Here is a 26540-nt window from a genome sequence, read left to right on the forward strand (position 1 = left end):
CTTTGCACGGCAGATTACGGGCCGGATCCTCTGCCGGTGACCCATGTCCGATACGTTAGCTGCTAGCCTGCCGACCCCGCGACGATTGGGCGCCGACGCCGTTTTCGCGGGCGGCATCGTGGCCATGCTCACGATCCTGTTCCTGCCCATACCGCCGATCCTGATCGATCTCGGCCTCGCGTTCTCGATCGCGCTCTCGGCACTGATCCTGATGGTCGCACTGTGGATCCAGCGGCCGCTTGATTTCTCGGCCTTCCCGACCGTGCTCCTGATCGCGACGATCCTGCGGCTTGCGCTCAACGTCGCAACGACCCGTCTCATCCTGTCGCGCGGCGGGGAGGGCGAAAACGCCGCGGGCCATGTCGTTGCCGGTTTCTCGAAGTTCGTCATGGGTGGTGACTTCGTCATCGGCCTGATCATCTTTGCGATTCTGGTCACGGTGAACTTCGTCGTGATCACCAAGGGCGCAACGCGTATCGCCGAAGTGGGCGCCCGCTTCACCCTGGATGCGATCCCGGGCAAGCAGATGGCGATCGACGCGGATCTGTCCGCGGGCCTGATCGACGACAAGGAAGCCCAGCGCCGGCGCCGCGAGCTGGAAGAGGAGAGCGCGTTCTTCGGCGCCATGGACGGCGCCTCGAAATTCGTCCGCGGCGACGCCGTCGCCGGCCTGATCATCACCGCGATCAACATTTTCGGCGGTATCATCATCGGCGTGACGCATCATGGATTGACGCTGGCACGCGCCGCCGACGTCTACACCAAGCTCTCCGTGGGCGACGGCCTGGTAACGCAGATGCCCGCGCTGATCGTGTCGCTGTCGGCGGGCCTGCTCGTCTCGAAGGGCGGCACCAGAGGTTCGGCCGAGCAGGCGGTGTTGCGGCAGCTCGGCGGCTATCCGCGCGCGGTGTCGGCCGCCGCGCTGATGATGTTCGTGCTCGCCTTGATGCCGGGGCTGCCGACGGCGCCCTTCCTGCTGCTCGGCGGCGTCATGGCCTTCGTCGGATACTCGTTGCCGAGGCGGCAGACAGCCCTGAGGCGCAAGGAAGATGCGCGCAACGCCGACGAACGCGCCCAGGTCGATGCCAAGGAATCCGTCAAGGAATCGCTTAAGACCGCGGAGATCGAGCTGGCGCTCGGCGGCCACCTCTCGGTCCATCTGCTGGGCTCGCGCACCGAGCTGGCGCACCGCGTGGCCAAGATCCGCAAGAAGTTCGCCAAGCAGTACGGCTTCGTGGTTCCCGAGATCAAGCTCACCGACAATCTGTCGATCGATCCCAAGGGATACCAGATCCGGATCCACGACACCCGCGTCGCCCAGGGCGAGCTCAGGCTCGGCGAAGTGCTGGTGCTGGTCGACAAGGATGGCAAGCCCGACGTTCCCGGCGAAGAGGTGATCGAGCCGGCCTTCGGCATGAAGGCGCTGTGGGTGACGGACGCTTTCACCGACGAGGTCAAGCGTCAGGGCTGCAAGCCGGTCGACAATCTGTCGGTGCTGCTCACGCATCTGAGCGAAGTGATCAGGGCCAACCTCGCCCAGCTCCTGTCCTACAAGGACATGCGCGGCCTGCTCGACCGGCTCGATCCCGAATACAAGCGCCTTGTCGAGGATCTCTGCCCGTCGCAGATATCGTATTCGGGGCTGCTGGCGATCCTGAAGATCCTGCTGGCCGAGCGCGTGTCAATCCGCAACCTCCATCTGATCCTCGAAGCCATCGCCGAGATCGCGCCCCATGTGCGGCGCTCCGAGCAGGTGGCCGAGCACGTGCGTACCCGTCTTGCCCAGCAGATTTGCGGCGATCTCTCCGACAACGGCGTACTCAACGTCGTGCGTCTCGGCAACCGTTGGGATCTCGCGTTTCACCAGAGCCTGAAGCGCGACGCCAAGGGCGACGTCGTCGAATTCGACGCCGATCCGCGCCTGATCGAGCAGTTTGCGACCGAAGCCAGCGCCGCGATCCGCAAGTTCACCGAGAACGGCACCAGCGTGGTGCTGGCGGTGACCCCGGAAGCGCGTCCCTACGTCCGGATGATCCTGGAGCGGGTCTTTCCGACACTGCCGATCCTGTCGCATGTCGAGGTCGCGCGCAGCACCGAGATCCGGGCCCTCGGAGCCATATCGTGATCAGCGGCCTCACCGATAGCGTGCTGGTGACGTTCATCGTGTTCTGCCGCATCGGTGCCTGCCTGATGCTGGTGCCCGGCTATTCCAGCGTCAACGTTCCGGCCCAGGTCCGCTTGTTCGTCGCGCTCGTCACGACGTTTGCGCTGACGCCGATCCTGATCGCCGTCCTGAAACCCCTTACGGACAACGCGGCGCCTCTGACGCTCGCGCTCCTTATCTGCTCCGAGCTCGTGGTCGGCTGCGTCATCGGGCTCGGCGGTCGCGTGTTCTTCCTCGCACTCCAGACCATGGCCACCGTGATGGCGAGCGCAATCGGGCTGAGCAACATCCCGGGGACCCCGGTCGGCGATACCGATCCGGCGCCGGCCCTGGTGCCGCTGATCATGACGGCCGTCACCACGCTGTTCTTCATGACCGACCAGCACTGGCAGGTCCTGCGCGGACTGATGAACTCCTACGCCGTCTGGCATCCCGGCGACCGGCTCGGCGGCAGCATGCCGCTCGGCCAGCTCGTCGGCAGGCTGTCGGAGGCGTTCGTGCTGACGCTGCGGATCGCCAGCCCTTTCATCGTCTATTCGGTCGTCGTCAACCTGGCGGTCGGCCTAATCAACAAGCTGACGCCGGCGATTCCGGTCTATTTCATCTCGGTGCCCTTCGTGCTGTTCGGCGGCTTCCTGCTGCTCTACCTCACCAGCGACGAACTCCTGACGCAATTCATGCTCGGCGTCTCGTCGTGGCTGGCGGAGTGATCAATCATGACGTCGCGCGCGGACAAGCTCGGCCGGATGGTCTCGCTCCTGAAGCTCCAGCTTCGGCTGTCAGAGTGGCAGCTCGCTCATCTCCGCCAGCAGGAGCGCAGCTTGCAGGACGAGCAGGAATGGCTGGTCGGAACTCTCAACGAGGGGAAGCCGCCGGCGGGATCATCGAGCGAATCGATCGCGCGGCGCCTGACCAGAGCCAGCGTCGGCGCTCGCGCGATTCAGGCCCAGGCCTCGCAGCAGCTCGACCAGGTTCGCACGGAGAGCCGCCGTGTGAAGCAGTTCGAGCAGGTCGCGAAGGCGGCGCTCGCGGACAAGCTTCGCGAGGCCGAGAAGCGATCGCTCGAGGAGATGACGGGAACAAGCCTCACCGTGCGCGAGTGGCCGCCACGGCTAGCCAATCGGACCAAGACATGATCGTGACAGCGACACCCGACCTCGTTCTCGACGTCCTCGACGCCGCCGATCCCGTGACGCAGCGCGCGGCCACCGCGAAGCTCGACGCGCTGAAATCATCGGACGCGGATTTCGCCGCCACGATGGACGCGGAGGTCGGCAAGGCCAAGGCGGCTGCTGCCGATCAATTCGCGACGAAGATCTCGGAACCCCAGTCGGGTGCGGTGAACGGGGCGCCGGTGCAGGTGATCAAGGCGCCGGCATCCGGCGAGGTGTACCGCAAGTTCGAGGCCTTCATCCTCCAGACCTTCGTCGAGACGATGCTGCCGAAGGAGTCGGAGCAGGTCTTTGGAAAAGGCACGGCCGGCGGCGTCTGGAAGTCAATGCTGGCGGAGCAGCTCGGTGCTCAGCTGGCAAAGGGCAAGGGCATTGGCATTGCCAAGCAGCTCGCTGCCGCGCATCCGGCGGGACCGGACGCTTCGGGCAAGGCCGGATGACGATCCGGGAATGGATGACAGAAGTTGAAGGGTGAATTTCCTATGCAGGCACAAGAAGGCGCGGCGGCCCTGGTGATGGAACAGCCGGTCGTGGACCGCGAGGCGATGACGACGGCGGCCGTGTCGGGGGATGCCCTGTTGCCCGTGCTGCTGCCGAATGTCGGCGGCGAGGTGGCGAACGACGGCGCGGACGCGGCGAGATCGGACGAGGTACGCGGCCTGCTGGCTGCGATCCGCCGGCTCGAAGGCATCGTCGAAGAGGAGACGGCCGCGCTCGCGACCGGCAAGAAGATCGACTTCGACGAGTTCAGCGCCCGGAAGAGCCGGAGCATGCTGGAATTCGTCCGTCTGATGCGGGCACGAATGCACCTCGGCGGCGAGGTCGAGATCACCGAGGAGGTCCAGCGGCTGCGCGAGAAGCTCGAGCGAAACCGTTCCATCCTCGAAATGCATTACGATGCGGTGCGCGAGGTTGCGAGCATCATCGTCAAGGCCATCAAGGACGCCGAATCGGACGGCACCTATACCGGCCGCGCAGCACAGGACGGAAAATGATCAGACTCGTGCTAGCCGGGCTCTGGGTATGCATCCTCACCGCGGGAACGAGCTATGCCGTGGCCTATTGGAAGGAAAATGGCAGTCTGCTGCCGGCAAAGGATGAATATCTCGACGGGCTGCAGTACCAGAAGACGCGGGCCCTGAGCGTGCCAATGGTCGAGAGTGGCAACGTGCAGGGCTACATCGTCGCGCGCTTCGTCTACACCGTAGAGGCGCGGACCATGCATCAGCTCAACGTGCCGCCCGAGCCGTTCGTCGTCGATGAAGCCTTCCGCAGGATCTATGCCGACGACCGCCTGGATTTCAGAAAACTCGCCCGTTACGACCTCTCCATCCTCACAACGGCCATCAAGCAGCGTGTCAACGAGCGAATGCAGGCCGAAGTCGTCCAGGACGTCCTTGTCGAGGACTTCAATTACGTGTCGAAGGAAGAATTCCAGCAGAAGCCCTAGGCATTACCGGTTCTGATTGAATCAGAAGCGAGCCTCTAGAATCATACTTAGACGCGAGCCGCGGCGCCGGTACTGCCGCGCCTCTGTTCGCCGTTGATGTCGCTGAAACTACAACGGCCCCTGCGAAGGTGGTTCGCGAGGCCGTTGTCGGTTGCGTGGCAGCGCCCTGCCGATCAGTTTCCGGCCGGATACGCCGCCGGAGCGGCATGCGACCTGTTGAGCAAGATGCCGACTTCGTCGAGCTCCTGCATCGGCACGTCGATGGTTTCGCCGGCCGGGATGTCGAGGCGGTACCCGACGTAACGCCGCGCCACGATCGCATCGAAGCCGAGGCGGTCGCGGAGCTTCTTGCGCAGTTTGCTGACGTGGCTCTCGATCACGCTCTCGTCGAACGTCGCTTCGAAGATGCCGTAGACCGCGTTGAAGATCTGCGTCTTGGTGACCCACTTGCCGTGGTTGCTGACCATATATTCGAGAATGCGCAGTTCGCGGCGTGGCAGGGTGAGGGCGTGGCCAGCGATCTCGGGGTCACGTCCGTTGAAGAAGACCTGGATCCTGGTCTCGCAGGGCCTCGGCAGTTCCCCGACCCGGCGGCGCGCAATCGCGGCCGTTCGGGCGAGGATCTCGCGGAGGTGAATCGGTATGTGGACGACGTCATCGACGCCCGATTCGAAGAGCTCCAGCGTGTTCTTGAGCATCTTTTGGCCGCTCATGGCGATGATGGGCGCCGAGGAGCGCTTGCGCATCGCCCGCGGCAGGCTTCCTCGGGTGTCGCAATCCCCGAGGAGGAAGGCGTCCACCGCGGCCAGATCCGATTCACTCGCAGATTGCAGCCAGTCCCAGAATTCTCCGGAGGAGAAGCCGATCGACGATACACCTTCGCGAACGAGCCCTCCGACATAGCTGTTCGTGACGCTCTCGCGATCATCAACGATAATATACATCAGTCTTTCGCCCCTGTTTCGCACTTGTTACGGCCGGTTGGTTGTTGTGATGCCCGGCTCGGCAACTGTGCTGTTTGACGATATTCCTTCCCGCGAACCGTTATTATGGTTTCGATATTCGCGGGCAGCCCTACGCATTCAGTGCCTGCGTCTCGCAGGCCTGCTACTTCGACTCGATACTGAACGCTTACTGCGTGAGGCTCGGCGGGTGTCTTGCGGATCACCTCGCGGAGCGGATTGAGAAAGCGACCTAGAACAATTGCGCCAAGTCGCTCATGCGTCCGAACGCTACTGTACTGTGTCAATCCCCTCGCCAACTGGCGAGAATCACTTGAGTAGGACCGTAACAATTGCCGATTTCCGATCAAGCGTGCGCAACTAAGCGTTTGCTACACGTGCTTGATGCTGTTGGTTTGGTTCGAGTTGTTTCTTTGTATATTCAATCGCATCAGTTGATTTGGAATTCGAAGTAGTTTTGCACCTTGGCGGTTCTAAACTTCCGCATCCCCGTATGATTACAGCTATTTCGGGTGGTGCTGCGCTTCATGCACATTGATGGGTTTTCAACCCGGGATTGACTCTCGTCATCGCGTTTCCACGTGCGACAATTCGACTCATGTATGGCGAGGCGACTCCAGCTTGGCGAAATCTTGGCGAGGGTGTGTCTTTCGAGTCGCACTCTCGCCACGTGCGTGACGCGTTTGACTCATGTGACGTCGCATCGCGCGTGATGAGAAGTTTTCGATGCGCACGTTTCAGGCAAGCTTCGGCAAATAATGTCACCGTTCGACAGATCGAACCGAACGGAGCATTCTCGCATGTTGTCCGATGGACAAGCTCGTCCCAACGCGAACGCCGATGTTTCCGCAGCGGCGAAACCGGCCGCGGAGACGCGCGATGCCAGAGACAATGCGGCGCCGACGGCCAGGCCTTTTGTAAATGCCAAGCATTTTGCAAATACCAAGCCTGCTGCAAATACCAAGCCTGCGAACACCAAGCCTGCGTCGGCAGCAGCGAGTGATGAAACTCTGGCGAAAGAGGCGCTCGAGGGTCTGAAGCGTATTCGCGCCAAGGCGCGCCTCGACAAGATGGCAATTTCCAAGCCTACGCCCATCGTGATCAAGCCGGCCGTGATCGTGGCCAAGCCGCCGCCCCCGCGTCCGACATGGGTCGTGCCGCTCGCGACATTGGCGGTCGCTGCGATCCTGGTCGTCTGCGCCTGCACCGGAGTGATCGCCTATCTCACCATGCAGCCTGCCCAGAGCAACGTCGCGGCCAACACTGAGATCAGGAATCTGCGCGAGACGGTGGCGCAACTGCGCAGGCAGGTGTCGGGCGTGTCCGACAATCTCGACGGCCTCCGCACCGCGGTCGACCAATCGAGCAAGGCGACCAATGACCGTTTTGGCCGGTTTGGCGAAAATCTTGATCGCATCGAACGGGTGGGCTCGTCCTCTACGGTGAAGCTCGACAAGCTTGCCCAGGTGCAGGCCCAGGCTCCGGCGCCCGTCGCCACACAGCCAATGCCGATGATGGCCTCGGCCGCTACGCCCGAGATCACGGGATCGGTAGCACCTTCCGAGCGCATCTCGGCGCCGCGCAAGACGGTCAAGGGCTGGTCGGTCCGCCAGGCCTATGAGGGGATAGCGATCCTGCAAGGCCCGAACGGCGTCGTCGAGGCGGTGTTGGGACAGCAGGTGCCCGGCCTTGGCCGTATCGAGGAGATCAAAAACGAGAACGGACGTCTGGTGGTCGAGTCCAGCGGGGGCGTCATCTATTCGTCACGCAAGGCCACGCCCTGATCGAGGGCCACTTCTATTTGCGGTGATGCTCGAAGCTGGTGCATAGCAGATCGACCTCCGCCTCCGCGATCGGCGCCCGAAACAGGCGGCAGCTGAACTCGGCGGTCGTCCTGCTGTCCGTGGTGGTGCGATCTTCGCGGAGGAAGATGCATCGCTTGCAGACGTCGGTATGGTGCCGCTGTTCGGCCGCATCGGCCTGATCGAGCGCGTGCCGGAGTGTGTCGCGAAAGCGAGTCTTGGCCTCGTCGTCGAGAACGGCAATGGCCTCGAGCAGAACGCTGATGGGGTCGCGCACGAGAAATTTCTTGCCCTGCTGCGTCACGCTCAGCAACACGGAGCGCTTGTCCATGGCGGAGCGCTTGCGCTCGATGTAGCCCAGTCGCTCGAGCTCGCCGATGATGAACGAGGCGGTGGCGCGCGTGGTGCCAACGTAGCTGGCGAGCGCCGAGGGCGTCCGGGAAAACCGGTTGGCACGGGAGAGGAAACGCAGCGCCATCCATTCGCGGTCGCGCAGGCCATGCTTGGCGCCTTCGAACCACAGGATGCGGGCCATCTGCCCCAATAATTCGATCGCTTCGCGAGCCAAATACATTTCAATATCTTTACTCAATTGAGCTTTTGGCAGCGCAATCCGGGTGGCTGATAATGAAGCTCCCTGAGTGAGGCGGAACCTTCCAGTCGTGGAACTAGAGCGTCACGAACAAAGTTCGAGTAAATCCCCCGGCTCAACTCTTCTGAAAATTTCACTCAAATGACCGCGGTGTACGCGCAGATTCCGCTCGCGCGGGATGTGCGTGCAACATGATGTGCCGCTGCGACCACCGCAAAGCCCATTTGTTGCGCGATGCGCTTCGAATCGCGCGAGCGGACGGATCGGCAGCGACTCGGGCAGCGGAAAAGGGGGCGAGAGAACCACCGTTTTCGGTTAATGAATGTTGCGTTGCAATGCGGCTAGGCGGTTAAATCGAAATAGGATCGAGCCCGGGAATGATCGAGCAAGTGAAGTCGTTCAGCGTCAAGCGCGCAGCATTGGCCGCCACCGTCGGCAACATGCTCGAGTTCTACGACTTCATCACCTACAGCTTCTTCGCCATCCAGATCGGCCATACCTTCTTCCCGACGGGAAGCGAGTACGGCAGCCTGATGCTGTCGCTGGCGACTTTCGGCGCCGGCTTCGTGACGCGGCCGATCGGCGGAATCGTGCTTGGGATCTATTCCGACCGGATCGGCCGGCGGCCTGCCATGCTGCTGAGCTTCGCGCTCATGGGGCTATCGATCCTGACCATCGCGCTCACGCCGTCCTATCGATCGATCGGCCTTGCAGCGCCCGTCATCGTGATCGCGGCGCGTATGGCGCAAGGCTTTGCTCTGGGCGGGGAGGTTGGACCGACCACCGCCTATCTGATCGAGATCGCCCCGCCCCAGCATCGCGCGCTGGTGGTGGCCTGGCAACCGGCCAGCCAGGAGATCGCCGCGACCGCAGGCGCGCTCGTCGGCGTCATCCTGAGTAAGACGATGGGGCCGGAGATGCTCGACGCCTATGGCTGGCGGGTGGCGTTTCTGATCGGAGCGGTGTGCCTGCCGTTCGGGTTCTGGATGCGCCGGACGCTGCCCGAGACTATCCCGCAGGCCGAAGCCGGTGCCCGCACCGTCGAGCACACTGGTCATCTCTCGCAGGCGAGACGGCACCTTGGCGTCATCGGACTTGCGCTGATGATCCTGGCAAGCGGCACGATCTCGACCTACGTCACCCAATACATGACGACCTATGCGCAGAACACGCTGCATGTGTCGTCGACACTGGCTTTCGCCGTGTCGCTGGTCAGCAACGGCATCCAGTTTGTCGGCGCGCTGGTCGGGGGCTGGCTGGCAGATCGTCTCGGTCGCAAGCCGGTGATGATCTGGCCGCAGCTCGCAACGCTGCTGCTGACCTACCCGACCTTCCTCTGGATCGTCCATGCCCCCGGCGCGTTGTCGCTCCTGGTTGGTTTCGGTGTTCTGTCCGTCATCGGCTCGCTGCCGTTCACTGCGTTCTACGCGACCTTCACCGAGGCGCTGCCCCAGAACATCCGCGGCGGTGTGTTCGCGACCGTCTACGCGGTCGCGATCGCCAGCTTCGGCGGTACGGCGCAGCTCGTGGTCACCTGGCTCCTCCACGTCACCGGAAATCCGCTGGCGCCGGCCTGGTACCTGCTGCTCGCGGCGATCGTCGGACTAGTCGCGATGAGCCTCATGCCCGAGACTGCGCCAGTGAAACAGCATCAGAACAAGACCTGAAAACACGGCCTGAAAGCAGCGCGTTCGCAGGCTGGTGATTTGCGTTTTGCCGGCAACTATGGCGAATGCGTCGCGTGAACGATCAGGCGCACGCATCAGGAAGGATGAACCCATGAGTATCGATACCACCATGACATCCGACGTCGTCGGGCTGACCAAGGTCGCTCCGGTCTCGCGCCGCGGATTCATGAGCGCGACTGCGGCCGTCGCCGCCGGCTACACGCTTGCGGCCGGGCCCGTGCGCGCCGAGGCGATCACGACCGACACCCGCGGCCTCCAGACCGGGGACGCCAAGATCAAGGTCGGCTCCGAGCAGATGCATGCGTATTTTGCCCGCCCCGCCGGCAACACCAAAGCGCCGGTGATCATCGTGGCGATGGAGATTTTCGGCCTGCACGAATACATCAAGGATGTGACGCGGCGCCTCGGCAAGCTCGGCGCTTTCGCGATCGCGCCCGACTATTATTTCCGCAAGGGCGTCGATTTGACCAAGGTCACCGAGATCAAGGACCTGCTGCCGATCGTCAATGCCAAGCCGGACGCGGAGCTGCTGTCCGATCTCGATGCGACGGTGGCGTGGGCGGGATCGCAACGCGGCGACACCGGTAAGCTCGGCATCATCGGCTTCTGCCGCGGCGGACGCACCGTCTGGGAATATGCCGCTCACAGGGGCAGCCTCAAGGCCGGCGTCGCCTTCTACGGTCCGCCGGTCGATCCAGCCAATCGGCCGTGGCCGAAGAGCCCGATGCAGCTCGCGCCCGAGATGAAGGCACCGGTGCTCGGCCTCTATGGCGGCGCCGATACCGGCATTCCCGTCGCCCAGGTCGAGCAGCTCAAGACAGCCTTGGAGCAGAACAAGAAGACGGCCGAGTTCAAGATCTATCCGGAAGCGCCGCATGGCTTCCATGCCGACTACCGCGGCAGCTATCGCAAGGACGCAGCAGAAGATGCCTGGAAGCAGGCCCAGGCCTGGTTCAAGAAGTATGGCGTGTTGAGCTGACGCTTGATCATGATCCTCCTTCCCCCGCTTGCCACAACGCATCCAGGGCGTGGCGGTAGGTCGGATAAGCAAGCGTGACGCCGAGCTCGCACTTCATTTTCGCGTTGGAGACGCGGGCGCTGCTCGCATAGAAGCTGCGGGCCATCGCCGACATCTCGGCGGTCTCGAACGGCTCTTCCGGCGGCGGTGCAACATTCATCAGCTTCGCCGCGTAAGCGATCACCTCCTGCGGCGGCGCCGGCTCGTCGTCGCAGACGTTCCACGTGCCGCCGCTCGGGTGATGAATCGCAGCCATGATCGCGCTCGCGATGTCGTCGACGTGGATGCGGTTGAACACCTGTCCCGGCTTGATGATGCGCCGCGCCGTTCGAGCGCGCAGCGTCACCAGCGCGTTACGGCCGGGGCCATAGATACCCGCAAGCCGCAGGATCGCGGCGTCGCCACCGGTCGTGTCGGTCCATGCCTGTTCCGCCGCGACCCGCATGCGCGTCCGGTCGAGGTCCGCCTTCGGCGGCGTGCTCTCGTCGACCCAGCCGCCGGCGTGATCACCATATACGCCGATCGTGGACAAATAGACGATCTTGCGGTCGCCGCCCGCCGCCAGCAGGCCGGAGAAGGCCGCGATTGCGGGATCGCCGGCACTGCCGGGCGGGATCGAAACGAGAAGGACATCCGCGTCCCTCATGCGTTCGATCGTCTCGCGTGCCGGACTGCTGCCGGAGAAAGCATGCACCTCGACGCCGGCGAGAGCGCCCCGCTGCGCGGGATCGCGCACCGTGCCGGCGATATGCGAGAAGCGGCCACCGAACAGGCGGACGAAGTGCCGCGCACTGTAGCCGAGGCCAAGGATAAAGAGCAGCATACATCTTCCTTGCAGGTCGGAGTTCCCGTTCGCGCCGCAGCGCGCCTCCGCTCATAAGAGATTTTTGGGTCCGGCAAAAGATATTGCAATTTGTCTCGCCCGCCTGTGCAGGCGATGGTCGCTCACCGGAGGGACGCATCGATCATGCAGGCAGAAGCGCCAGCCATCATGCTATCTGACGCGGCTGAGCTAGTCCGCCGCGCCGCCGCGCTGATCTTCGACGTCGACGGCACCTTGGCTGAGACCGAAGAGCTGCATCGGCAGGCCTTCAACCATGCCTTCGCCCGCCACGGTCTCGATTGGCAATGGGATCGGGCCGTCTACAAGGACCTGCTGCGGGTCACGGGCGGCAAGGAACGCATTCGCGCCCACCATGAAAGGCTGAGGATCGCCGCGCCATTATCGGATGTGGACATCGCGGAACTCCACCGCATCAAGACCGCGCATTATGCCGGACTGGTCCAAACCGGCTGCTGCCCCTTACGGCCCGGGGTGACGGATCTCCTCGTCGCTGCCAAGGCGCGCCGCCAGCGGCTCGCGATCGCGACGACCACGTCGCACGCCAACATCGACGCGCTGCTGTCGCGCGCCCTGGGAAAGTGCTGGGCCGCGGATTTTGATGCGATTGTCGCCGGAGATGACGTGCGGCATAAAAAGCCTGCGCCGGATGTCTATGTCGAGACCCTGGCGCGGCTGAAGCTCAACGCGTCCGACTGCGTCGCGATCGAGGATTCCGCTAACGGCCTGACTGCAGCTTCGCGGGCGAACATTCCCGTGCTCATCACCAGAAGCATGTTCTTCCGGGACGACGATTTTAGCCAGGCGCGGGTCGTGCTGGATGATCTGTCGGGGCTCGGGTGAGGCGGCAAAACAAAAAAACTGAAAAAACAACCCCATGCACAGTAGAATGTGCCTGCGGGCCGGGCGCCCTCAATGGACGCGGTGGCTCGCTCTATCGTCCTCAGCTTGCTCGACAATCTGCGCGATCGGGCTGGACTGGTGGTGCACCAGGCGCCAGTCGTCGCCGACGCGCCGAAAATGGTTGGCCGCAGCCAATGCCGTGCCGTCGACGATCTCGATGCAGAGCACGCGCGCGCTGTCGCCATCGACGATGGCCTGCGGTTCCGCGCAGACGATCTGCGGCCGCTCCGGACTCTGCAGGATGTCGCGCCAGCTTCCGATCACCGTGGCCCGGCCGATGATGGCCGGCCAGCCGGGATGAATGCAGGAAATGGCGTCATCGTCCGCCCACATCCGCTCCATTTCGTCGAAATCGCCGGTCGAAAAGGCGGCGTAGAACGCTGCGTTCGCGGCGATCACCTTGCTGTCCTTTGCCATGCCTCTCGGGTGGGGCAATGACAGGCAAAAATCAAGCAAGACTTCCGTCGACTTTCCGTCGATCTGGACCGCAATGCAGCATCGCTGCCCGTTTTGTGGTCACGCCGAGACCAGAATCTCCACCGCACGCCGCGCGCCATCCTTGTAGAGCCGGCCGAGCGCAGCGGTCACGGCTTCGCGCAGGCGCGGCTCGGCGCCCAAGGGCCCGAACACTTTTCCGACGCCGAGCAGCGCGGGTGCCAATCGTTCGGCGACGGGACCTGCCTCGCGCGCCAAGCCGGCGAACTCGGCTGCGAGCGGATCGCGCACGTCGATGGTGCGGCCCTTCTCGTCAAGGCCGCTGACGTAGCGCATCCAGCCGGCCACCGCGAGCGCATGCGTCGCGATCGGCAGGTTCCTGGCGAGACGATCCTGCATCGCGCCGAGCAGGCGCTGCGGCAGCTTTTGCGAGCCGTCCATCGCGATCTGCCAGGTGCGGTGATGCAGCGCCGGATTGGCGAAGCGCCTGAGCAGCGAGGCGCGATAGGCGGCCAGATCTGCGCCTGATGGCATCGTCAATGTCACCGCGGCCTCTTCCATCACCTGTGCGGCGAGGCGCGCGAAATGCGAATCCAGCATGGTGTCGGCGATGGTCTCGTAGCCTGCGAGATAGCCGAGATAGGCCAGCGCCGAATGGCTGGCGTTGAGCAGCCGCAGCTTCATCAGCTCGAACGGCTTGACGTCGTTCACCAGTTCGACGCCCGCGGCGGCAAGATCGGGCCGGCCGGCCGTAAAGCGATCCTCGACCACCCATTGCGTGAAGGGCTCGGTCATGACAGGCCATGCATCGCGCAAACCGAGCGCTGATGAAACCGCATCGCGGTCACCGTCCGTCGTCTCCGGCACGATCCGGTCGACCATGGTCGAGGGGAAGGCCGCCGCATCCGCGATCCACTTGCCGAGATCTTTCGAGCGCAGCGCGGCGAATTGCGTCACGATCCGCTGCACGGTGTGGCCGTTGGCGGCGAGGTTGTCGCAACTCAGCACGGTGAAGGGTGGGGCGCCCAGCGCCCGCCGGCGCGCCAGCGCGGCGACGATGAAGCCGGGAGCCGAGCGCGGCGCGTCGAAATTGTTGAGGTCGTGCACGACATCAGGATGCCGTTCGTCGAGATCGCCGGTCTGGGGCGTGTGGCAATAGCCTTTCTCGGTGACGGTGAGGGAGACGATGCGAATGGCGGGATCGGCCATTCGCTCGACCAATCGTGCCGGGCTTTCGCGCGCGACCATGCTGTCGAGCAGCGCACCGATGATGCGGTGTTCAGTGCCTTTGGCTGCACGGACGGCAACCGTATAGAGATGATCCTGCGGGGCGAGGGCGTCGCGTGTATCAGGGCTGCGCAAGCTCGCGCCGACGATGCCCCATGACGTGGCGCCGGCGCCAAGACAATCGTCGATGACGACGGCCTGGTGGGCACGATGAAACGCGCCAAGGCCGAGATGCACGATGCCGGGCGTGACCCGCGAACGGTCGTAGGCCGGGCGGCGGATGCCGGGTGGCAGCCGGTCGAGATTGGCGCGGCCAAGGCGCATGTGGTCTTTCCCCTTGTTTGGCCGCTGCTTGACATGGCGCCCGTCCTCGGTCAATGCTGCGGTCAATTGGTAAGACCAATTTTCCAAAATTGGCGGGCCGCGGGCAGCGAGAGCTGCCGGCATGACCCTTTCGGGAGGACCAGCGTGCCGCTGGAAGCTGTGGAGGCGAGACGGCTTTATCGCCAAGTCGCCGATCAATTGCGAAGCCTGATCGACAGCGGTGAGTACGCGGTCGGCAGCCGCTTGCCGACCGAGCGCGAACTCGCCGAGCAGCTCAAGATATCCAGGCCGACAGTGCGCGAAGCCCTGATCGCGCTCGAAGTCGAGGGCCGCCTCCGCATCCGCGTCGGTTCCGGCATCTATGTGATCGAGCCGGCGGCGGTTGCGGCGACCGCGCCTGCTTCCGTCATCGAGGGCCCGTTCGAGCTGCTGCGCGCCCGCGAGTTCCTGGAAAGCGCCATCGCCGAGGAAGCCGCGCGCGTGGCGACGAAGGACGACGTTGCCCGCATCGATGCATCCCTTGTCGCGATGGAGAATGTAGAACACCCCGGCGAAGCCTCGATGGTCCACGACCGCGCCTTCCACATCGCGATCGCCGGAAGCCTCGGCAATGCCGTTCTGGTGCGCGTGGTCGGCGAGTTGTTCGACCAGCGCCTCAATCCCTATTTCGCGCAGCTTGCGCATTATTTCGAGAGCCCGGGCACGTGGCGCACTGCACTCGACGAGCATCGCGCGGTGCGCGACGCGATCGCGGCGCATGATCCCGGGGCCGCGCGCGAAGCCATGCGCGATCATCTCGCGAGATCCCAGGAGCGCTTTGCGCAGAACTTCGGCGCCGAGAGCGCGGCAGGACTGTCCTCCGGGCGCGCGGCGCGATCGACGGCAAAACCGACAAAACCGGAACGTGCGCCGAAGAAGAAGCGAGCTGCGAGCAGCAGCGCGCGACCGAGATGAGATCGTGCGGCCCGCACCCGCGTTGGGGGCGGGCGGACATGAAGCAGATTTAAAAGAAGCAGACTTGAAAAATGGAGGAAAAGTCAGTGTTGAAAAAGATGACAATGGTGCTGGCGGTCTCGGCCGCGGCGATGACTGCTACGACTGGCGCCGGCATGGCGCAGACCAAGCTCAAATGGGCCCATGTCTACGAGACCTCGGAGCCCTTCCACACTGCTTCGGTCTGGGCCGCGCAGGAGATCGGCAAACGCACCAACGGGCGCTATGCGATCGACGTCTATCCAGCGTCGCAGCTCGGCAAGGAGGCCGACATCAACCAGGGCCTTTCGCTCGGTTCGGTCGACATCATCATCTCCGGCTCGAGCTTTGCCGCGAAGAGCTTTCCGCCGATCGGCGTGACCTATTATCCCTACACCTTCCGCGATGCCGATCATCTGCTCGCCTACACCAAGAGCGACATCTTCAAGGAGCTCACCAAGGGTTATGAGGACAAGAGCGGCCACCACATCGTCGCGGTGACCTATTACGGCGTGCGCCAGACCTCGTCGAACAAGCCGATCAAGACCTGTGCCGACCTCAAGGGTCTGAAGATGCGCGTGCCCGATGTGCCCGCCTATCTCGCCATGCCGCGCGCCTGCGGCGCCAACACCGCGCCGATCGCGTTCGCCGAAGTCTATCTGGCGCTCCAGAACGGTACCGTCGAAGCCCAGGAGAATCCGCTCACCACGATCGAGGCCAAGAAGTTCTACGAGGTGCAGAAGCACATCGTGCTGACCGGCCACATCGTCGACCATCTCAACACGGTGGTGGCCGGTGCGCTTTGGAAGAAGCTCAGCGACGAGGACAAGAAGACCTTCACCGACGTCGCGCAGGAGGCCGCCGCCAAGGCGACCGCGGAGATCAAGCAGAACGAGGCCAAGCTGGTCGCCTTCTTCAAGGAGAAGGGCCTGACCGTCACCGAGGTCGACAAGAGCGAGTTCCGCGACACCGTGCTGAAGAACGTCGCGTTCGAGACTTTCGGCTACCGCAAGGCCGACTGGGAACGCATTCAGGCGGTGAAGTAATGACGTAGTCGCCATCCCGGGGCGGTCCGCTGGACCGAACTACGGTGTGCAATTGCGCACCTGAAAATCTCGAGGTTCCGGGTCTGGTGCTGACGCACCATCCCGGAACGACGTGATCAGTTTGAGGAGCACACCCATGTCCACCGCCGAAACGCACCGGCAGATCACCGCGGACGAGATCGCCCACACCTTCGAGGAAGAGGCGACGCCCAAGGTCGATCTCGGCATCTACGCTTTTGAGGACTGGGTCGCGCTGGCGATCTTCTGGGTGATGGCGCTCGCCGTCTTCCTCCAGTTCTTCACCCGTTACGTCCTCAACGACAGCTACGCCTGGACCGAGGAGATCGCGACCTACTGCCTGATCGGCGTGGTCTTCATCGGCTCCTCGATGTGCGTGCGGCTGTCGCGGCACATCCAGGTCGACCTGCTCTATCGCTATCTTCCGCACCTTGTGGCGCGCGCATTGTCGACAGTGATCGATCTGATCCGGATCGTCTTCTTCGGTTACGCCATCAAGCTGGTCTGGGTCTACATCCAGATCATCGGCGACGAATCCATGACCACCATCAATCTTCCCAAGGACTACGTCTATTACGCCGTGCTGGCGGGCTTCGTGCTGATGTTCGTCCGCTCGGTGCAAGTGGCCATACAACATTTGCGGCAGGGCTACTCGATCCTCGAACGTCCCGGCGCCTACGACGGCTTTGAAGGGTAATTCCATGTTGCTGTTGCTTGGAGGCTTCCTCATCCTCATGCTGCTCGGCGTTCCCGTGGCCATCGCCATGGCGGCGTCGTCGCTGCTCTACATCCTGGTCAGCGGCGTGACGCCCGACGTCACGCTGGCGCAGCGCATGATCGCCGGTGTCGAGAGCTTTCCGTTGCTCGCCGTGCCGTTCTTCATCCTGGCCGGCAATCTCATGAACATCGCCGGCGTCACCGGGCGCATCTATAAATTCGCCGTCGCGCTGGTCGGCTGGATGCGCGGCGGCCTCGGCCACGTCAATATCATTGGCTCGGTGATCTTCTCCGGCATGTCTGGCACCGCGATCGCGGATGCCGCCGGTCTCGGTACCATCGAGATCAAGGCGATGAAGGACCACGGCTACTCCACGGAATTCTCCGTGGGCGTCACCGCGGCCTCCGCCACGCTCGGGCCGATCATCCCGCCGTCGCTGCCTTTCGTGATCTACGGCATGATGGCCAACGTCTCGATCGGCGCGCTGTTTCTGGGGGGCGTCATTCCAGGCGTCGTGCTGACGCTCCTGATGATGGCCACCGTCACCTACTTCGCGCACAAGAACAAATGGGGCAGCGATACGCCGTTCTCCTGGCCGCAATTGGGATCGGCGGGGCTCGAGATCCTCGTCGTATTGAGCTTCCCGATGGCTGTCTGGCTTCTGACGGTCGCCGGTCTCTCCACCAATTGGGCAGTTGGTCTCGGCCTGTTCGCGCTGCTCGCGATCGACTGGTACTTCGACTTCTCCGCGGTGATGGCGCTGATGGCGCCGGTGATCCTGATCGGCGGCATGACGCTCGGCTGGTTCACCCCAACGGAAGCCGCGGTCGCCGCCGTGATCTGGTCGCTGTTCCTCGGCCTGGTACGCTACCGCACCATGACGATGAAAACGGTCGCGAAAGCGACTTTCGACACCATCGAGACCACGGCTTCGGTGCTGTTCATCGTCACGGCAGCCTCGATCTTCGCCTGGCTGCTGACGGTGTCGCAGGCAGCCCAGATGCTGTCGGACTGGATGCTCAGCATCACCCACAACAAATGGGTGTTCCTGGCGCTCGCCAACGTCCTGATCCTGTTCGTCGGCTGCTTCATCGACACCACGGCGGCGATCACCATTCTGGTGCCGATCCTGTTGCCGATCGTGCTCAAGCTCGGCATCGACCCGATCCATTTCGGTCTGATCATGACGCTGAACCTGATGATCGGTCTGCTGCATCCGCCGCTCGGCATGGTGTTGTTCGTGCTCGCGCGCGTCGCAAAGCTCTCGGTCGAGCGCACGACGGTGGCGATCCTGCCGTGGCTGGTGCCGCTGATGGTTGCGCTGATCGCAATCACCTACATCCCCGAATTGACCCTCTGGCTGCCGAAATACATGGGACTTTCCAAATGACCTCAACTGCTCTCGCCGCAACCCTGTTTGGCCCCGAAGATCTGCGCATGGTCGAGCATCCGCTCGACAAGCTCGCTGAAGGCATGGTGCGCCTCCGTTTCGGCGCCGGCGGCATCTGCGGCTCGGACATGCATTATTTCCGTCATGCCCGCACCGGCGATTTCGTCGTGAAATCGCCGCTAGTGCTCGGTCACGAAATTTCAGGCGAGGTCGTGGAGATCGCGGGCTCCGCGGCGAACCTGAAGCTCGGCGACCGTGTCGCCGTCAACCCGTCGCGCTGGTGCGGCCATTGCGTCGCTTGCCGCGAAGGCCGGCAAAACCTCTGCGAGAATATCTACTTCATGGGCTCGGCCTCGAAGACACCGCACATGCAGGGCGGCTTTGCCAACTATTTCGACGCGATCCCGGCACAGTGCGTGAAGATTCCCGATCATGTGTCCTATCAGGCCGCGGCGCTCGCCGAACCGCTCGCGGTCTGCCTGCACGCCGTCGCGCGTGCCGGCAACATCGATGGCAAGCGCGGCATCATCTTCGGCGCCGGTCCAATCGGGCTTCTGACCATGCTCGCCGCGCGCCGCGCCGGCATGACCGACATCACGGTGGCCGACATCGCGCCGGCGCCGCTGGCCTTTGCGACCCGGCTCGGCGCCTCTCACGTCGAGAATGTCGCAGCCGGCGAGGAAGGCCTGAAGGCGCAGGCCGCCTCGCGCCCCTACGATGTCGCTTTCGAAGTCTCGGGCACGGCTGCAGGCCTTGCCAGTGCGATCGGTATCGTCAGGCGCGGCGGCGTTGTGGTGCAGATCGGCAATTTGCCGGGTGGCCAGATTCCGGTGCCGGCCAATGCGGTGATGGCCAAGGAGATCGACCTGCGCGGCTCGTTCCGCTTCGGGCTCGAGTTCATGACGGCGGTGGAGCTGATCGCGGACGGCAGCGTCGACGTGCTGTCGCTGGTCACCGCCGAGCGGCCGCTGTCCACCGCGCCGGACGCGCTGCGGCTGGCGCTCGACCGCTCGCAGAGCGTCAAGGTCGTGCTGACCGCGAACTGATCCGGGAGATTTCCTATGATGCTCGAGGGATGGCGCTGGTATGGGCCGGACGATCCGGTCTCGCTGGATGATGTCAGGCAGGCCGGCGCGAGCGACATCGTCTCGGCGCTGCATCAGGTGCCGATCGGCGAAGCCTGGACACGCAAGGCGGTCGAGGAGCGCAAGAACTTCATCGAGAGCGGCCAACCCGGGCGCTCGCGGCTGACCTGGTCGGTGGTGGAATCGATTCCGATCCCCGACGACGTCAAGCGTCTCGGGGCTAAAGCGACGCGCTCGATCGAGACATGGATCGCCAGCCTGGAGGCGGCTGCCGCGGCCGGCATCAAGATCATCTGCTACAACTTCATGCCCGTCGTGGATTGGTGCCGCACCGATCTCGAATGGGAGCTGCCGAACGGCGCCCGCGCCATGCGCTTCGATCAAGACCGTTTCGCGGCCTTCGAGCTGCACATCCTGAAGCGTCCCGCCGCCGTCCAGGAATACTCGCCCGAGCAGCAGGCCCGCGCGAAAAAACTGTTCGAGCAGATGAGCCAGGCCGATATCGACTATCTCGTCATGGTCATCGCCAGCGCGCTGCCGGGCTCGACCACCGAGCCGATGACCATCCCGCAATTCCGCGATCGGCTCGAAACATATCGCGACGTCACGCCAAAAATCCTGCGGCAGCATCTCGCCGAGTTTTTGGGCCGCGTCACCCCCGTCGCCGAGCAGCTCGGGGTCTCATTGACGCTGCATCCGGACGACCCGCCGCGCCCGCTGTTCGGTCTGCCGCGCGTCGCGTCCAGCGCCGATGACTATCAGGCGTTGTTCGATGCGGTGCCGTCAAAGGCGAATGGTATCTGCCTGTGCACGGGGTCGCTTGGCGTGCGCGCCGAGAACAATCTTCCCGCGATGGCCGAACGCTTCGGCCCGCGCATTGCCTTTGCGCATCTGCGCGCGACCAAGCGCGAGGCGGATGGCCTGTCCTTCTACGAGTCCGATCATCTCGACGGCGACGTCGACATGGTCTCGGTGCTGAAGGCGCTGCTGAAGGAGAACGCGCGGCGTTCGCCCGGCCAGAAAATTGTGTTCCGGCCCGACCACGGCCATCGCATGCTCGACGATCTCGCGGCCACCAAGCGCACCAATCCGGGCTACACCGCGATTGGCCGCCTCCGCGGCCTGGCCGAGCTCCGCGGCGCGATCCGCGCGATCGAGCATCGATAGAGGCCAAAACTTTATCCATACCGTCATTGCGAGCGCAGCGAACCAAACCAGAATTCCTCCGCGGAAGGACTCTGGATTGCTTCGCTACGCTCGCAATGACGCGGAGGGAGAGGTGCCTCGTCTCAACCTTGTCCCCTTAGGCGCAAAGGCAGAATACGTCCCGGGCACGCGCACAGATTGTCAAAATTCCAGCCATATGCGAAGGTAGCGTCATTCCGTTTTCGATCGACGCATTGCAGCAATAAGCCATTTAGGAGCTTGATGTGAGCATTCTGGTCGAACTTCCTCCCGATCAATATGACCGACGGGCATTTGCAAAATTCAACGAGACATCAACCGGCTTTGATCTCGACATCGCTCGCGCGATGATGTGGATGTCGCAACTCGCCTACGAGACCCATGTGCCGGACACGATCAACAGGGTCTCTCCTTTCTGGGATCTGTCCGGCGTCAAGTTGCTGAGCCAGCCGGCGCATTCGACGCTGCCGCTGACCGACACGCGCGGGATCATCGCGAGCAAGGGTGACGCAACCATTGTCGCCTTCGCCGGCACCGACCCGCTTCATCTCCTGAACTGGGTCAGCGATTTCACGCTTGGCCGACCGAAGGCGCCCGTGCACCAGGGGTTCGTCGATGCGGCGGCGGCCGTGTGGGACGACGTGAAGAGCGCACTGGCGGCAGCGCTGGCGCGCAAATCACCGATCTTCATCACTGGGCACAGCCTCGGCGCCGCGATCGCGGTGGCAACGGCGGACTTCGCGCGGGAGCAGCTCCAGCTCGCGGATGCGCAGATCTATCTTTACGGTTGTCCGCGCGTGGGCCGCGACGATTTCGTCGCCCTCTACAACGGTACGTTCGGCAGGACGACCTATCGTCTCGTGCACGGCACCGACATCGTCCCGACCGTGCCTCCGCCCGGGCTTGGCTTTCATCACGTCGGCCGTTATCTCGCCTGTGCACGCGGCGCCAAATTCAGCGCCAGCCAGCTCACGACGAATGTTGGTTCGGATGAGCCAATGGCGAATGCTGGAATTGGTGAGCAGGTCCGCAATCTCCTCAGCGGCGTATCCGAGAACACGCGGACGGATGTCGTCGGCAGGCTCACGGTGCTGCTGCCGGCAGGGATCGGCGATCACCTGCCCGATCGTTACTGTGCCGCGCTGACACCCGCCTAGACTCCGGTTTTGATGCGTTTTCTTCACGTGAACCGGTCCACTTCGCCCGAAAACGCTCTAGTAGCAAGCCGCCATCGCGCCGAGCTTCGGATAGAGCCGGTCGATCGCGGCGATCTCGCTTTTCATCTGCGCGGTGATCCAGTCGCGGATCTCGGCGGCGATGGGACGCATCGGCCGGTTGCGCGGTGGCAGGAATTCGCAGATGCGGCGTGTGGTGGTGAGCGTGTCGGAGGCCGGCACCAGCGCGCCGGTCAACAGCCAGTGCGAGGCGACCGTCAGCCAACCGAGCGCGATGCCCTGGCCGAGCAGGGCGGCCTGCATCACGACGGCATAGTCCGTGAAGCTCAGCGCCTTGGCAGCACCGCGGCGCCCGGTGAGAAGCGATGCGTAATCCGCGGCCCAGTCGCCCGGCGTCTCGGCGAGCCGAATGATGGTGTTGCCTTCGGCGGGATCGGTTTCGCCGAGATAGGCAGGGCTGCACATCGGCAGCATGACCTCCTTCATCACCAGCGTGCCACCGGATGACGGCTCCTCGCGATCGCGGAAGCGCATGCCGAGGTCGACATTCTCCACTGGTCCGCGCAGCGCGCCGGAGATCAGCTGAAAGCGCAAATCGACCTGAGGAAATTGCTTCTGCAGCTTGTCGATGCGCGGCATCAGCCAATGCGTGGTGAAGGCGGAGGAGACCGACAGTGTCACCGTCTCGGTGCCCTTGCGGCGCCGCTCGATCTCGACCAGCCCGCTTTCGATGCTGCGAAAGCCTTCGAGCACGCGGCGATACAAGAGTTCGCCTTCCTCAGTGAGCACCGCGCGTCCCGCCTTGCGGTCGAATAGGCGAACGCCGAGATGGTCCTCGAACTGACCCAGCATCCGGCTCACCGCAGGCTGGGTGACGTTCAGTTCGGCGGCAGCCGCAGTGAAGCTGCCATTGCGTGCCGCTGCGTCGAAGACGAACAGGGCGTTACTTGAGGGCAGCATCCGGCGTAGCTCAGGCATAACCCCATGTTATGAGCCAGGTGAGAATTTGGCAATTGCCGAGTTTTGCCAAGTCTGATGTCATCGACATGACAGCCTAAAGACAGGACTTGCGAGCGAAGATATTGGTGCGGTGCACGCTTCGGCTGTGAGTGCTCAAATTCCTGTCTATAAAGCAGGCTTATGGCGTGCAGTGAGGCACGCCGGCTCAGGACATGACGAGGTCGATCGTTGGACAAACGAGCGGAAAGCGTCGAGATCAGATCCGCGAGCAAGGCCTATGGTGCCGTTCGCGCCCTCGACGACGTGTCCCTCAATGTCGCCGCCGGCGAGTTCGTCTCCCTGCTCGGCCCCTCCGGCTCCGGCAAGACGACGTTGCTCGGCATCCTCGGCGGCTTCATCCTGCCATCGAGCGGAACGATCTTGTTCGGCGGCCGCGACGTCACCTGGATGCCGCCGCACAAGCGCGACATCGGCGTCGTGTTCCAGAACTACGCGCTGTTCCCGCATATGAGCGTCGGCGAGAATGTTGCCTTTCCCTTGCGCGCGCGACGGCTGCCGAAGGCGGCCTGGCCGGATAAGGTGCGCGCGGCGCTTTCGATGGTCGGTCTTGCCGGCTACGAAGAGCGCGGTATCGCGCAACTCTCCGGCGGCCAGCGCCAGCGCGTGGCGCTCGCACGCGCCATGATCTTCGAGCCGCGGCTGATCCTGATGGACGAACCGCTGTCCGCGCTCGACAAGCAACTGCGCGAATCCATGCAGATCGAGCTGCGCGCGCTGCACAAGCGCATCGGCGCCACCATCATCTACGTCACCCACGATCAGCGCGAAGCGCTGACCATGAGCGACCGCGTCGCCGTGATGAAGGACGGCAGGCTGATCCAGATCGACGCGCCCGAGCGCCTGCACGATCATCCCGCGGATTCCTTCGTCGCGAGTTTCATTGGCGAGGCCACGATGCTTCCCGTGCGACGCGTCGATGCCTCCGGCGTTGCGCTCGGCAATGTGCTTCTGCGCAGCGCCCGCGCCATTCCCGACGGGGACGCGCTGATGCTCGCCGTGCACAGCGAAAAACTGCTGATCGACGATGGTGCGCCGGACACCGCCTGCAATCGGCTCACCGGCACGGTCACCGACATCGTCTATCAGGGCGAGAGTCTGCGCATCTTCCTGGCGCTCGCCGATGGCATCGTGCTCAGCCTGCGCCAGGCGAGCTATCACCAGGCCTACAGCCGCATCCCGCCGCTGGGCGGCAGCCTTACCGTGACCCTTCACCCCGAGGACACCATCGTCGTGCCCAGGGTGAGGGACTGAACCCAAGCCTTGTCCAACCGAGAGAAGAAGCCAAAAATGTCGTCAGCAGCCTCGTTCAGCAATTTCAAGGTTCTCACCTTCGACGTCGTCGGCACCTTGATCGATTTCGAGACCGGCGTGCTCTCCGCGGTGCGCCGGATCTCGGGCAAGTCGCCGGCCGAGCTCAGCGACGACAAGATCTTCGAATCCTACAAGCGCGGTCGCGACAAGCACCACGAGCGTTCGAGCGAGGTGATGTTCCATGTCTATCGCTATCTTGCCAAGGAACTCGGGCTGCAGGCCGATGACGCCTCCTGCGACGTGTTCCAGCTCGCGGTGCTGCGCTGGGGACCGTTCCCAGACTCGGTCGAGGCTCTGAAGCGCCTGAGAACCAAATTCCGCCTGGTCGCGATGACCAATGCCGACCGCGTCGCGCTGTCCTGTTACGCGCACGCGCTCGGCAATCCCTTCGACGATACCGTTTGCGCCGACGAGACTGGCGTTGCGAAACCCGATCCGGAGTTTTTCGCCTACAACAAGGGCCGCCAGTCCGCTTTCGGCTACAAGCAGTCCGATATCCTTCACGTCGCGCAGAGCCAGTATCACGACATCGGGATTGCGCGGAAACTCGGCTACAAGGTGTGCTGGATCGAGCGCCGCCAGGGCATGGCCGGTTTCGGAGGCACACCGGCCGTGGAGACGCTGACCAAGCCGGACTTCCATTTTCCGACGTTGAAGGCGCTTGCCGATGCGGCCATCGGGCCGGCGGCGTAAGGCATGAGCGGTGGCATGACACGGGACTGGAACGCGCTGCCGTCGGCCAACTCGCTGTGGGCCGCCACGGCCGAGCCGGCGCGCGAGTTTCCGGTCGTGTCAGGCGAGCACCAGGCGGATGTGGTGATCATCGGTGCGGGCTACACGGGCCTGTCTGCTGCGCACCACATCGCCAAAAGCGGTTTGTCGCCGATCGTACTTGAGGCCAACCGCCCGGGCTGGGGCGCGAGTGGACGCAATGGCGGCGTGATCACCGCAAAGTTCCGCCTCTCGTTCCGCGAGATCGACGCCGTGCACGGCCGCGCCATGGCGCAGCGCATGTACGGGATCGCGCATGAATCCACTGATATCGTCGAGGAGCTGGTCTCCGAATTTGGCATCACCAGTGCCGCGTTGACGCGCACCGGCCAGGTCAAGGCCGCTCACAACGAGACGACCCTGAAGGCCGCGATCGACGAGGCCAACTGGATGAAGCGCGAGATGGGGGATGCGGAGGTCCGCATCCTCGACAAGGGGCAAGTGCGCGACGAGACTGGCTCCGACATCTTCGTCGGCGGCGTGCTCAATCCCGGCTCCGGCGGCATCCATCCGCTGAATTATCTGCGCGGCCTTGCCGATGGCGTGGCGCGCCGCGGCATCCCGATTTTCCAGGAGTCGCCGGTCGTAAGGCTCCGCCGCGACAACAGCGGCATCGTCGCTGAAACGCCGCAAGGCGCAGTGCGGGCAAAGCAGGCGATCATCGCCACCAACAGCTATTCCGACCTCACCGGCGCGACGACGAACATGCAGCGCACGCTGATCCCGTTCCGAAGCGCCATCATCGCGACCGACAGGCTGCCGCGCAACCTCGCGGGAAGCCTGATGCCGACCGGGCGCACCTACACCGAGACCAAGCGCATGATGCGCTGGTTCCGCATGGTCGACAATCGTGTGATTTTTGGCGGCCGCGGCGCGTTCGGCAAGCAGGATTCGGAAACCGCTTTCGACGCGCTGCGCAAGGCGATGGTCGGAATCTTTCCCGACCTTGCCGACGTCCCGCTCGCCTACAAATGGTCGGGCCTGGTCGGGATGACGTTGGACTCCGTGCCGCATATCGGCCGGCTCGACGACCGCACGCTGTTCTCGATGGGCTACAACGGCGCGGGCGTGGCGATGTCGAGCCTGATGGGCCGCTATCTCGCCGCTTTCGTGCGCGGCGAGACGCCAGAGGTCGGGCTGCTCGACGCGAGGCGATTGAAAGCCATCCCGTTCTATCCGTTGCGCGAGCCCGCCGTGCGCATGGTCGCGGGCTGGTACCAGTTTCTCGATGCGATCGGACAGTGACATTTAATTAGTGACAGAGGAGGCGA

26 protein-coding genes are annotated in these 26540 nt (G+C 63.7%); 20 read left to right on the top strand and 6 right to left on the bottom strand.

Features of this window, described 5'->3' with window-relative positions:
• Positions 1 to 43 precede the first annotated feature (43 nt).
• From flhA to AC0L3B_RS07950, 6 genes are read left to right on the top strand one after another with little or no spacing between them, the layout of a single operon-like run.
• Entirely contained in the window at positions 44 to 2125 is a 2082-nt protein-coding gene (gene flhA / locus AC0L3B_RS07925) for a flagellar biosynthesis protein FlhA (RefSeq protein WP_473380255.1), read from the top strand.
• The gene (fliR, locus tag AC0L3B_RS07930) at positions 2122 to 2874 is read left to right on the top strand and encodes a flagellar biosynthesis protein FliR (RefSeq protein WP_247295069.1); all 753 of its coding nucleotides are present in this window, start codon (positions 2122 to 2124) and stop codon (positions 2872 to 2874) included. Before flhA ends, fliR begins: the two co-directional genes overlap by 4 nt.
• Before the next feature lie 6 nt (positions 2875 to 2880).
• A complete protein-coding gene (locus AC0L3B_RS07935; protein ID WP_473380256.1) occupies positions 2881 to 3300 on the top strand; it encodes a hypothetical protein in 420 nt (139 codons plus the stop codon).
• Positions 3297 to 3776: a rod-binding protein gene (locus tag AC0L3B_RS07940; protein WP_018453986.1), complete on the top strand. Its 480-nt coding sequence runs from the start codon at positions 3297 to 3299 to the stop codon at positions 3774 to 3776. The genes AC0L3B_RS07935 and AC0L3B_RS07940 overlap by 4 nt, the downstream gene beginning before the upstream one ends.
• Positions 3777 to 3818: 42 nt before the next feature.
• Positions 3819 to 4331: a FlgN protein gene (locus AC0L3B_RS07945; protein ID WP_018453987.1), complete on the top strand. Its 513-nt coding sequence runs from the start codon at positions 3819 to 3821 to the stop codon at positions 4329 to 4331.
• On the top strand, positions 4328 to 4786 hold the full coding sequence (locus AC0L3B_RS07950; RefSeq protein ID WP_018453988.1) for a hypothetical protein: 459 nt from the start codon (positions 4328 to 4330) through the stop codon (positions 4784 to 4786). The genes AC0L3B_RS07945 and AC0L3B_RS07950 overlap by 4 nt, the downstream gene beginning before the upstream one ends.
• Before the next feature lie 173 nt (positions 4787 to 4959).
• Here the strand turns inward: AC0L3B_RS07950 and AC0L3B_RS07955 are convergent, their stop codons facing one another.
• Positions 4960 to 5730, bottom strand: a complete 771-nt coding sequence (locus AC0L3B_RS07955; RefSeq protein ID WP_018453989.1) for a response regulator transcription factor — start codon at positions 5728 to 5730, stop codon at positions 4960 to 4962.
• An 818-nt stretch (positions 5731 to 6548) separates the two neighbouring features.
• Here AC0L3B_RS07955 and AC0L3B_RS07960 point away from each other — a divergent pair.
• Complete coding sequence (locus tag AC0L3B_RS07960) at positions 6549 to 7532, top strand: hypothetical protein (RefSeq protein ID WP_247295067.1); 984 nt, start codon at positions 6549 to 6551, stop codon at positions 7530 to 7532.
• A 13-nt stretch (positions 7533 to 7545) separates the two neighbouring features.
• On the opposite strand, the gene AC0L3B_RS07965 is transcribed toward AC0L3B_RS07960, so the two are convergent.
• Positions 7546 to 8124, bottom strand: coding sequence for a MarR family winged helix-turn-helix transcriptional regulator (locus tag AC0L3B_RS07965; RefSeq protein ID WP_456653556.1), 579 nt, complete (start codon positions 8122 to 8124; stop codon positions 7546 to 7548).
• Positions 8125 to 8519: 395 nt separating this feature from the next.
• On the opposite strand from AC0L3B_RS07965, the gene AC0L3B_RS07970 reads away from it, so the two are divergent.
• The gene (locus AC0L3B_RS07970; protein ID WP_473380257.1) at positions 8520 to 9809 is read left to right on the top strand and encodes an MFS transporter; all 1290 of its coding nucleotides are present in this window, start codon (positions 8520 to 8522) and stop codon (positions 9807 to 9809) included.
• A gap of 112 nt (positions 9810 to 9921) precedes the next feature.
• Positions 9922 to 10809, top strand: coding sequence for a dienelactone hydrolase family protein (locus AC0L3B_RS07975; RefSeq protein ID WP_473380258.1), 888 nt, complete (start codon positions 9922 to 9924; stop codon positions 10807 to 10809).
• A gap of 7 nt (positions 10810 to 10816) precedes the next feature.
• Here AC0L3B_RS07975 and AC0L3B_RS07980 read toward each other — a convergent pair whose 3' ends face one another.
• Positions 10817 to 11671, bottom strand: a complete 855-nt coding sequence (locus AC0L3B_RS07980; RefSeq protein ID WP_085351943.1) for an SDR family oxidoreductase — start codon at positions 11669 to 11671, stop codon at positions 10817 to 10819.
• 144 nt (positions 11672 to 11815) lie between these two features.
• Here AC0L3B_RS07980 and AC0L3B_RS07985 point away from each other — a divergent pair, with 144 nt between their 5' ends.
• The gene (locus AC0L3B_RS07985; protein ID WP_204512155.1) at positions 11816 to 12532 is read left to right on the top strand and encodes an HAD family hydrolase; all 717 of its coding nucleotides are present in this window, start codon (positions 11816 to 11818) and stop codon (positions 12530 to 12532) included.
• Between the two features lie 69 nt (positions 12533 to 12601).
• Here the strand turns inward: AC0L3B_RS07985 and AC0L3B_RS07990 are convergent, their stop codons facing one another.
• Together AC0L3B_RS07990 and AC0L3B_RS07995 are read right to left on the bottom strand one after the other, a co-directional pair.
• Positions 12602 to 13009, bottom strand: coding sequence for a nuclear transport factor 2 family protein (locus AC0L3B_RS07990; RefSeq protein ID WP_018453996.1), 408 nt, complete (start codon positions 13007 to 13009; stop codon positions 12602 to 12604).
• A 99-nt stretch (positions 13010 to 13108) separates the two neighbouring features.
• Entirely contained in the window at positions 13109 to 14578 is a 1470-nt protein-coding gene (locus tag AC0L3B_RS07995; protein WP_085361544.1) for a mannitol dehydrogenase family protein, read from the bottom strand.
• 144 nt (positions 14579 to 14722) lie between these two features.
• Between AC0L3B_RS07995 and AC0L3B_RS08000 the strand changes: the two genes are divergently transcribed.
• The 7 genes from AC0L3B_RS08000 (at position 14723) to AC0L3B_RS08030 (ending at position 22149) form a co-directional block, all read left to right on the top strand.
• Positions 14723 to 15532 (top strand): FadR/GntR family transcriptional regulator, encoded by an 810-nt coding sequence (locus tag AC0L3B_RS08000; protein WP_085361530.1) that lies wholly within the window; start codon positions 14723 to 14725, stop codon positions 15530 to 15532.
• Between the two features lie 104 nt (positions 15533 to 15636).
• Positions 15637 to 16596, top strand: a complete 960-nt coding sequence (locus AC0L3B_RS08005; RefSeq protein WP_473380329.1) for a sialic acid TRAP transporter substrate-binding protein SiaP — start codon at positions 15637 to 15639, stop codon at positions 16594 to 16596.
• A gap of 136 nt (positions 16597 to 16732) precedes the next feature.
• On the top strand, positions 16733 to 17311 hold the full coding sequence (locus AC0L3B_RS08010; protein WP_018454000.1) for a TRAP transporter small permease: 579 nt from the start codon (positions 16733 to 16735) through the stop codon (positions 17309 to 17311).
• Between the two features lie 4 nt (positions 17312 to 17315).
• On the top strand, positions 17316 to 18722 hold the full coding sequence (locus AC0L3B_RS08015; RefSeq protein WP_085351941.1) for a TRAP transporter large permease: 1407 nt from the start codon (positions 17316 to 17318) through the stop codon (positions 18720 to 18722).
• Complete coding sequence (locus AC0L3B_RS08020; protein ID WP_085351940.1) at positions 18719 to 19768, top strand: L-idonate 5-dehydrogenase; 1050 nt, start codon at positions 18719 to 18721, stop codon at positions 19766 to 19768. The genes AC0L3B_RS08015 and AC0L3B_RS08020 overlap by 4 nt, the downstream gene beginning before the upstream one ends.
• Before the next feature lie 15 nt (positions 19769 to 19783).
• Positions 19784 to 20974, top strand: a complete 1191-nt coding sequence (gene uxuA, locus AC0L3B_RS08025) for a mannonate dehydratase (protein WP_473380259.1) — start codon at positions 19784 to 19786, stop codon at positions 20972 to 20974.
• A 263-nt stretch (positions 20975 to 21237) separates the two neighbouring features.
• Positions 21238 to 22149 carry a lipase family protein gene (locus AC0L3B_RS08030; RefSeq protein WP_085361526.1) on the top strand — a complete coding sequence of 304 codons (912 nt, stop codon included), beginning with the start codon at positions 21238 to 21240 and terminating at the stop codon, positions 22147 to 22149.
• A gap of 57 nt (positions 22150 to 22206) precedes the next feature.
• Here the strand turns inward: AC0L3B_RS08030 and AC0L3B_RS08035 are convergent, their stop codons facing one another.
• Complete coding sequence (locus AC0L3B_RS08035) at positions 22207 to 23145, bottom strand: LysR family transcriptional regulator (RefSeq protein WP_204512151.1); 939 nt, start codon at positions 23143 to 23145, stop codon at positions 22207 to 22209.
• A 210-nt stretch (positions 23146 to 23355) separates the two neighbouring features.
• Between AC0L3B_RS08035 and AC0L3B_RS08040 the strand changes: the two genes are divergently transcribed.
• Genes AC0L3B_RS08040 through AC0L3B_RS08050 form a run of 3 tightly spaced genes read left to right on the top strand, consistent with a single transcriptional unit; the run spans position 23356 to position 26514 of the window.
• Positions 23356 to 24438: an ABC transporter ATP-binding protein gene (locus AC0L3B_RS08040; RefSeq protein ID WP_018454006.1), complete on the top strand. Its 1083-nt coding sequence runs from the start codon at positions 23356 to 23358 to the stop codon at positions 24436 to 24438.
• Between the two features lie 36 nt (positions 24439 to 24474).
• Positions 24475 to 25191: an HAD family hydrolase gene (locus AC0L3B_RS08045; protein ID WP_018454007.1), complete on the top strand. Its 717-nt coding sequence runs from the start codon at positions 24475 to 24477 to the stop codon at positions 25189 to 25191.
• A 15-nt stretch (positions 25192 to 25206) separates the two neighbouring features.
• The gene (locus AC0L3B_RS08050) at positions 25207 to 26514 is read left to right on the top strand and encodes an NAD(P)/FAD-dependent oxidoreductase (RefSeq protein WP_085385419.1); all 1308 of its coding nucleotides are present in this window, start codon (positions 25207 to 25209) and stop codon (positions 26512 to 26514) included.
• Positions 26515 to 26540: the final 26 nt, after the last annotated feature.

It is taken from the genome of Bradyrhizobium sp. Kon56, assembly GCF_055807635.1.

What these genes read in the sequence shown, in the direction of transcription:
- AC0L3B_RS07950 (WP_018453988.1), top strand. Translation starts at nt 4,328, where the DNA reads ATGATCAGACTCGTGCTAGCCGGGCTCTGGGTATGCATCCTCACCGCG.
- AC0L3B_RS07975 (WP_473380258.1), top strand. Translation starts at nt 9,922, where the DNA reads ATGAGTATCGATACCACCATGACATCCGACGTCGTCGGGCTGACCAAG.
- AC0L3B_RS07940 (WP_018453986.1), top strand. Translation starts at nt 3,297, where the DNA reads ATGATCGTGACAGCGACACCCGACCTCGTTCTCGACGTCCTCGACGCC.
- AC0L3B_RS08020 (WP_085351940.1), top strand. Translation starts at nt 18,719, where the DNA reads ATGACCTCAACTGCTCTCGCCGCAACCCTGTTTGGCCCCGAAGATCTG.
- AC0L3B_RS08005 (WP_473380329.1), top strand. Translation starts at nt 15,637, where the DNA reads ATGGTGCTGGCGGTCTCGGCCGCGGCGATGACTGCTACGACTGGCGCC.
- AC0L3B_RS08015 (WP_085351941.1), top strand. Translation starts at nt 17,316, where the DNA reads ATGTTGCTGTTGCTTGGAGGCTTCCTCATCCTCATGCTGCTCGGCGTT.
- AC0L3B_RS07980 (WP_085351943.1), bottom strand. Translation starts at nt 11,671, where the DNA reads ATGCTGCTCTTTATCCTTGGCCTCGGCTACAGTGCGCGGCACTTCGTC.
- AC0L3B_RS07960 (WP_247295067.1), top strand. Translation starts at nt 6,549, where the DNA reads ATGTTGTCCGATGGACAAGCTCGTCCCAACGCGAACGCCGATGTTTCC.
- AC0L3B_RS08050 (WP_085385419.1), top strand. Translation starts at nt 25,207, where the DNA reads ATGACACGGGACTGGAACGCGCTGCCGTCGGCCAACTCGCTGTGGGCC.
- AC0L3B_RS08010 (WP_018454000.1), top strand. Translation starts at nt 16,733, where the DNA reads ATGTCCACCGCCGAAACGCACCGGCAGATCACCGCGGACGAGATCGCC.
- AC0L3B_RS07965 (WP_456653556.1), bottom strand. Translation starts at nt 8,124, where the DNA reads ATGTATTTGGCTCGCGAAGCGATCGAATTATTGGGGCAGATGGCCCGC.
- AC0L3B_RS07970 (WP_473380257.1), top strand. Translation starts at nt 8,520, where the DNA reads ATGATCGAGCAAGTGAAGTCGTTCAGCGTCAAGCGCGCAGCATTGGCC.
- AC0L3B_RS07985 (WP_204512155.1), top strand. Translation starts at nt 11,816, where the DNA reads ATGCAGGCAGAAGCGCCAGCCATCATGCTATCTGACGCGGCTGAGCTA.
- AC0L3B_RS07935 (WP_473380256.1), top strand. Translation starts at nt 2,881, where the DNA reads ATGACGTCGCGCGCGGACAAGCTCGGCCGGATGGTCTCGCTCCTGAAG.
- AC0L3B_RS08045 (WP_018454007.1), top strand. Translation starts at nt 24,475, where the DNA reads ATGTCGTCAGCAGCCTCGTTCAGCAATTTCAAGGTTCTCACCTTCGAC.
- AC0L3B_RS07945 (WP_018453987.1), top strand. Translation starts at nt 3,819, where the DNA reads ATGCAGGCACAAGAAGGCGCGGCGGCCCTGGTGATGGAACAGCCGGTC.
- AC0L3B_RS07995 (WP_085361544.1), bottom strand. Translation starts at nt 14,578, where the DNA reads ATGCGCCTTGGCCGCGCCAATCTCGACCGGCTGCCACCCGGCATCCGC.
- AC0L3B_RS08035 (WP_204512151.1), bottom strand. Translation starts at nt 23,145, where the DNA reads ATGCCTGAGCTACGCCGGATGCTGCCCTCAAGTAACGCCCTGTTCGTC.
- uxuA (WP_473380259.1), top strand. Translation starts at nt 19,784, where the DNA reads ATGATGCTCGAGGGATGGCGCTGGTATGGGCCGGACGATCCGGTCTCG.
- flhA (WP_473380255.1), top strand. Translation starts at nt 44, where the DNA reads ATGTCCGATACGTTAGCTGCTAGCCTGCCGACCCCGCGACGATTGGGC.
- AC0L3B_RS07990 (WP_018453996.1), bottom strand. Translation starts at nt 13,009, where the DNA reads ATGGCAAAGGACAGCAAGGTGATCGCCGCGAACGCAGCGTTCTACGCC.
- AC0L3B_RS07955 (WP_018453989.1), bottom strand. Translation starts at nt 5,730, where the DNA reads ATGTATATTATCGTTGATGATCGCGAGAGCGTCACGAACAGCTATGTC.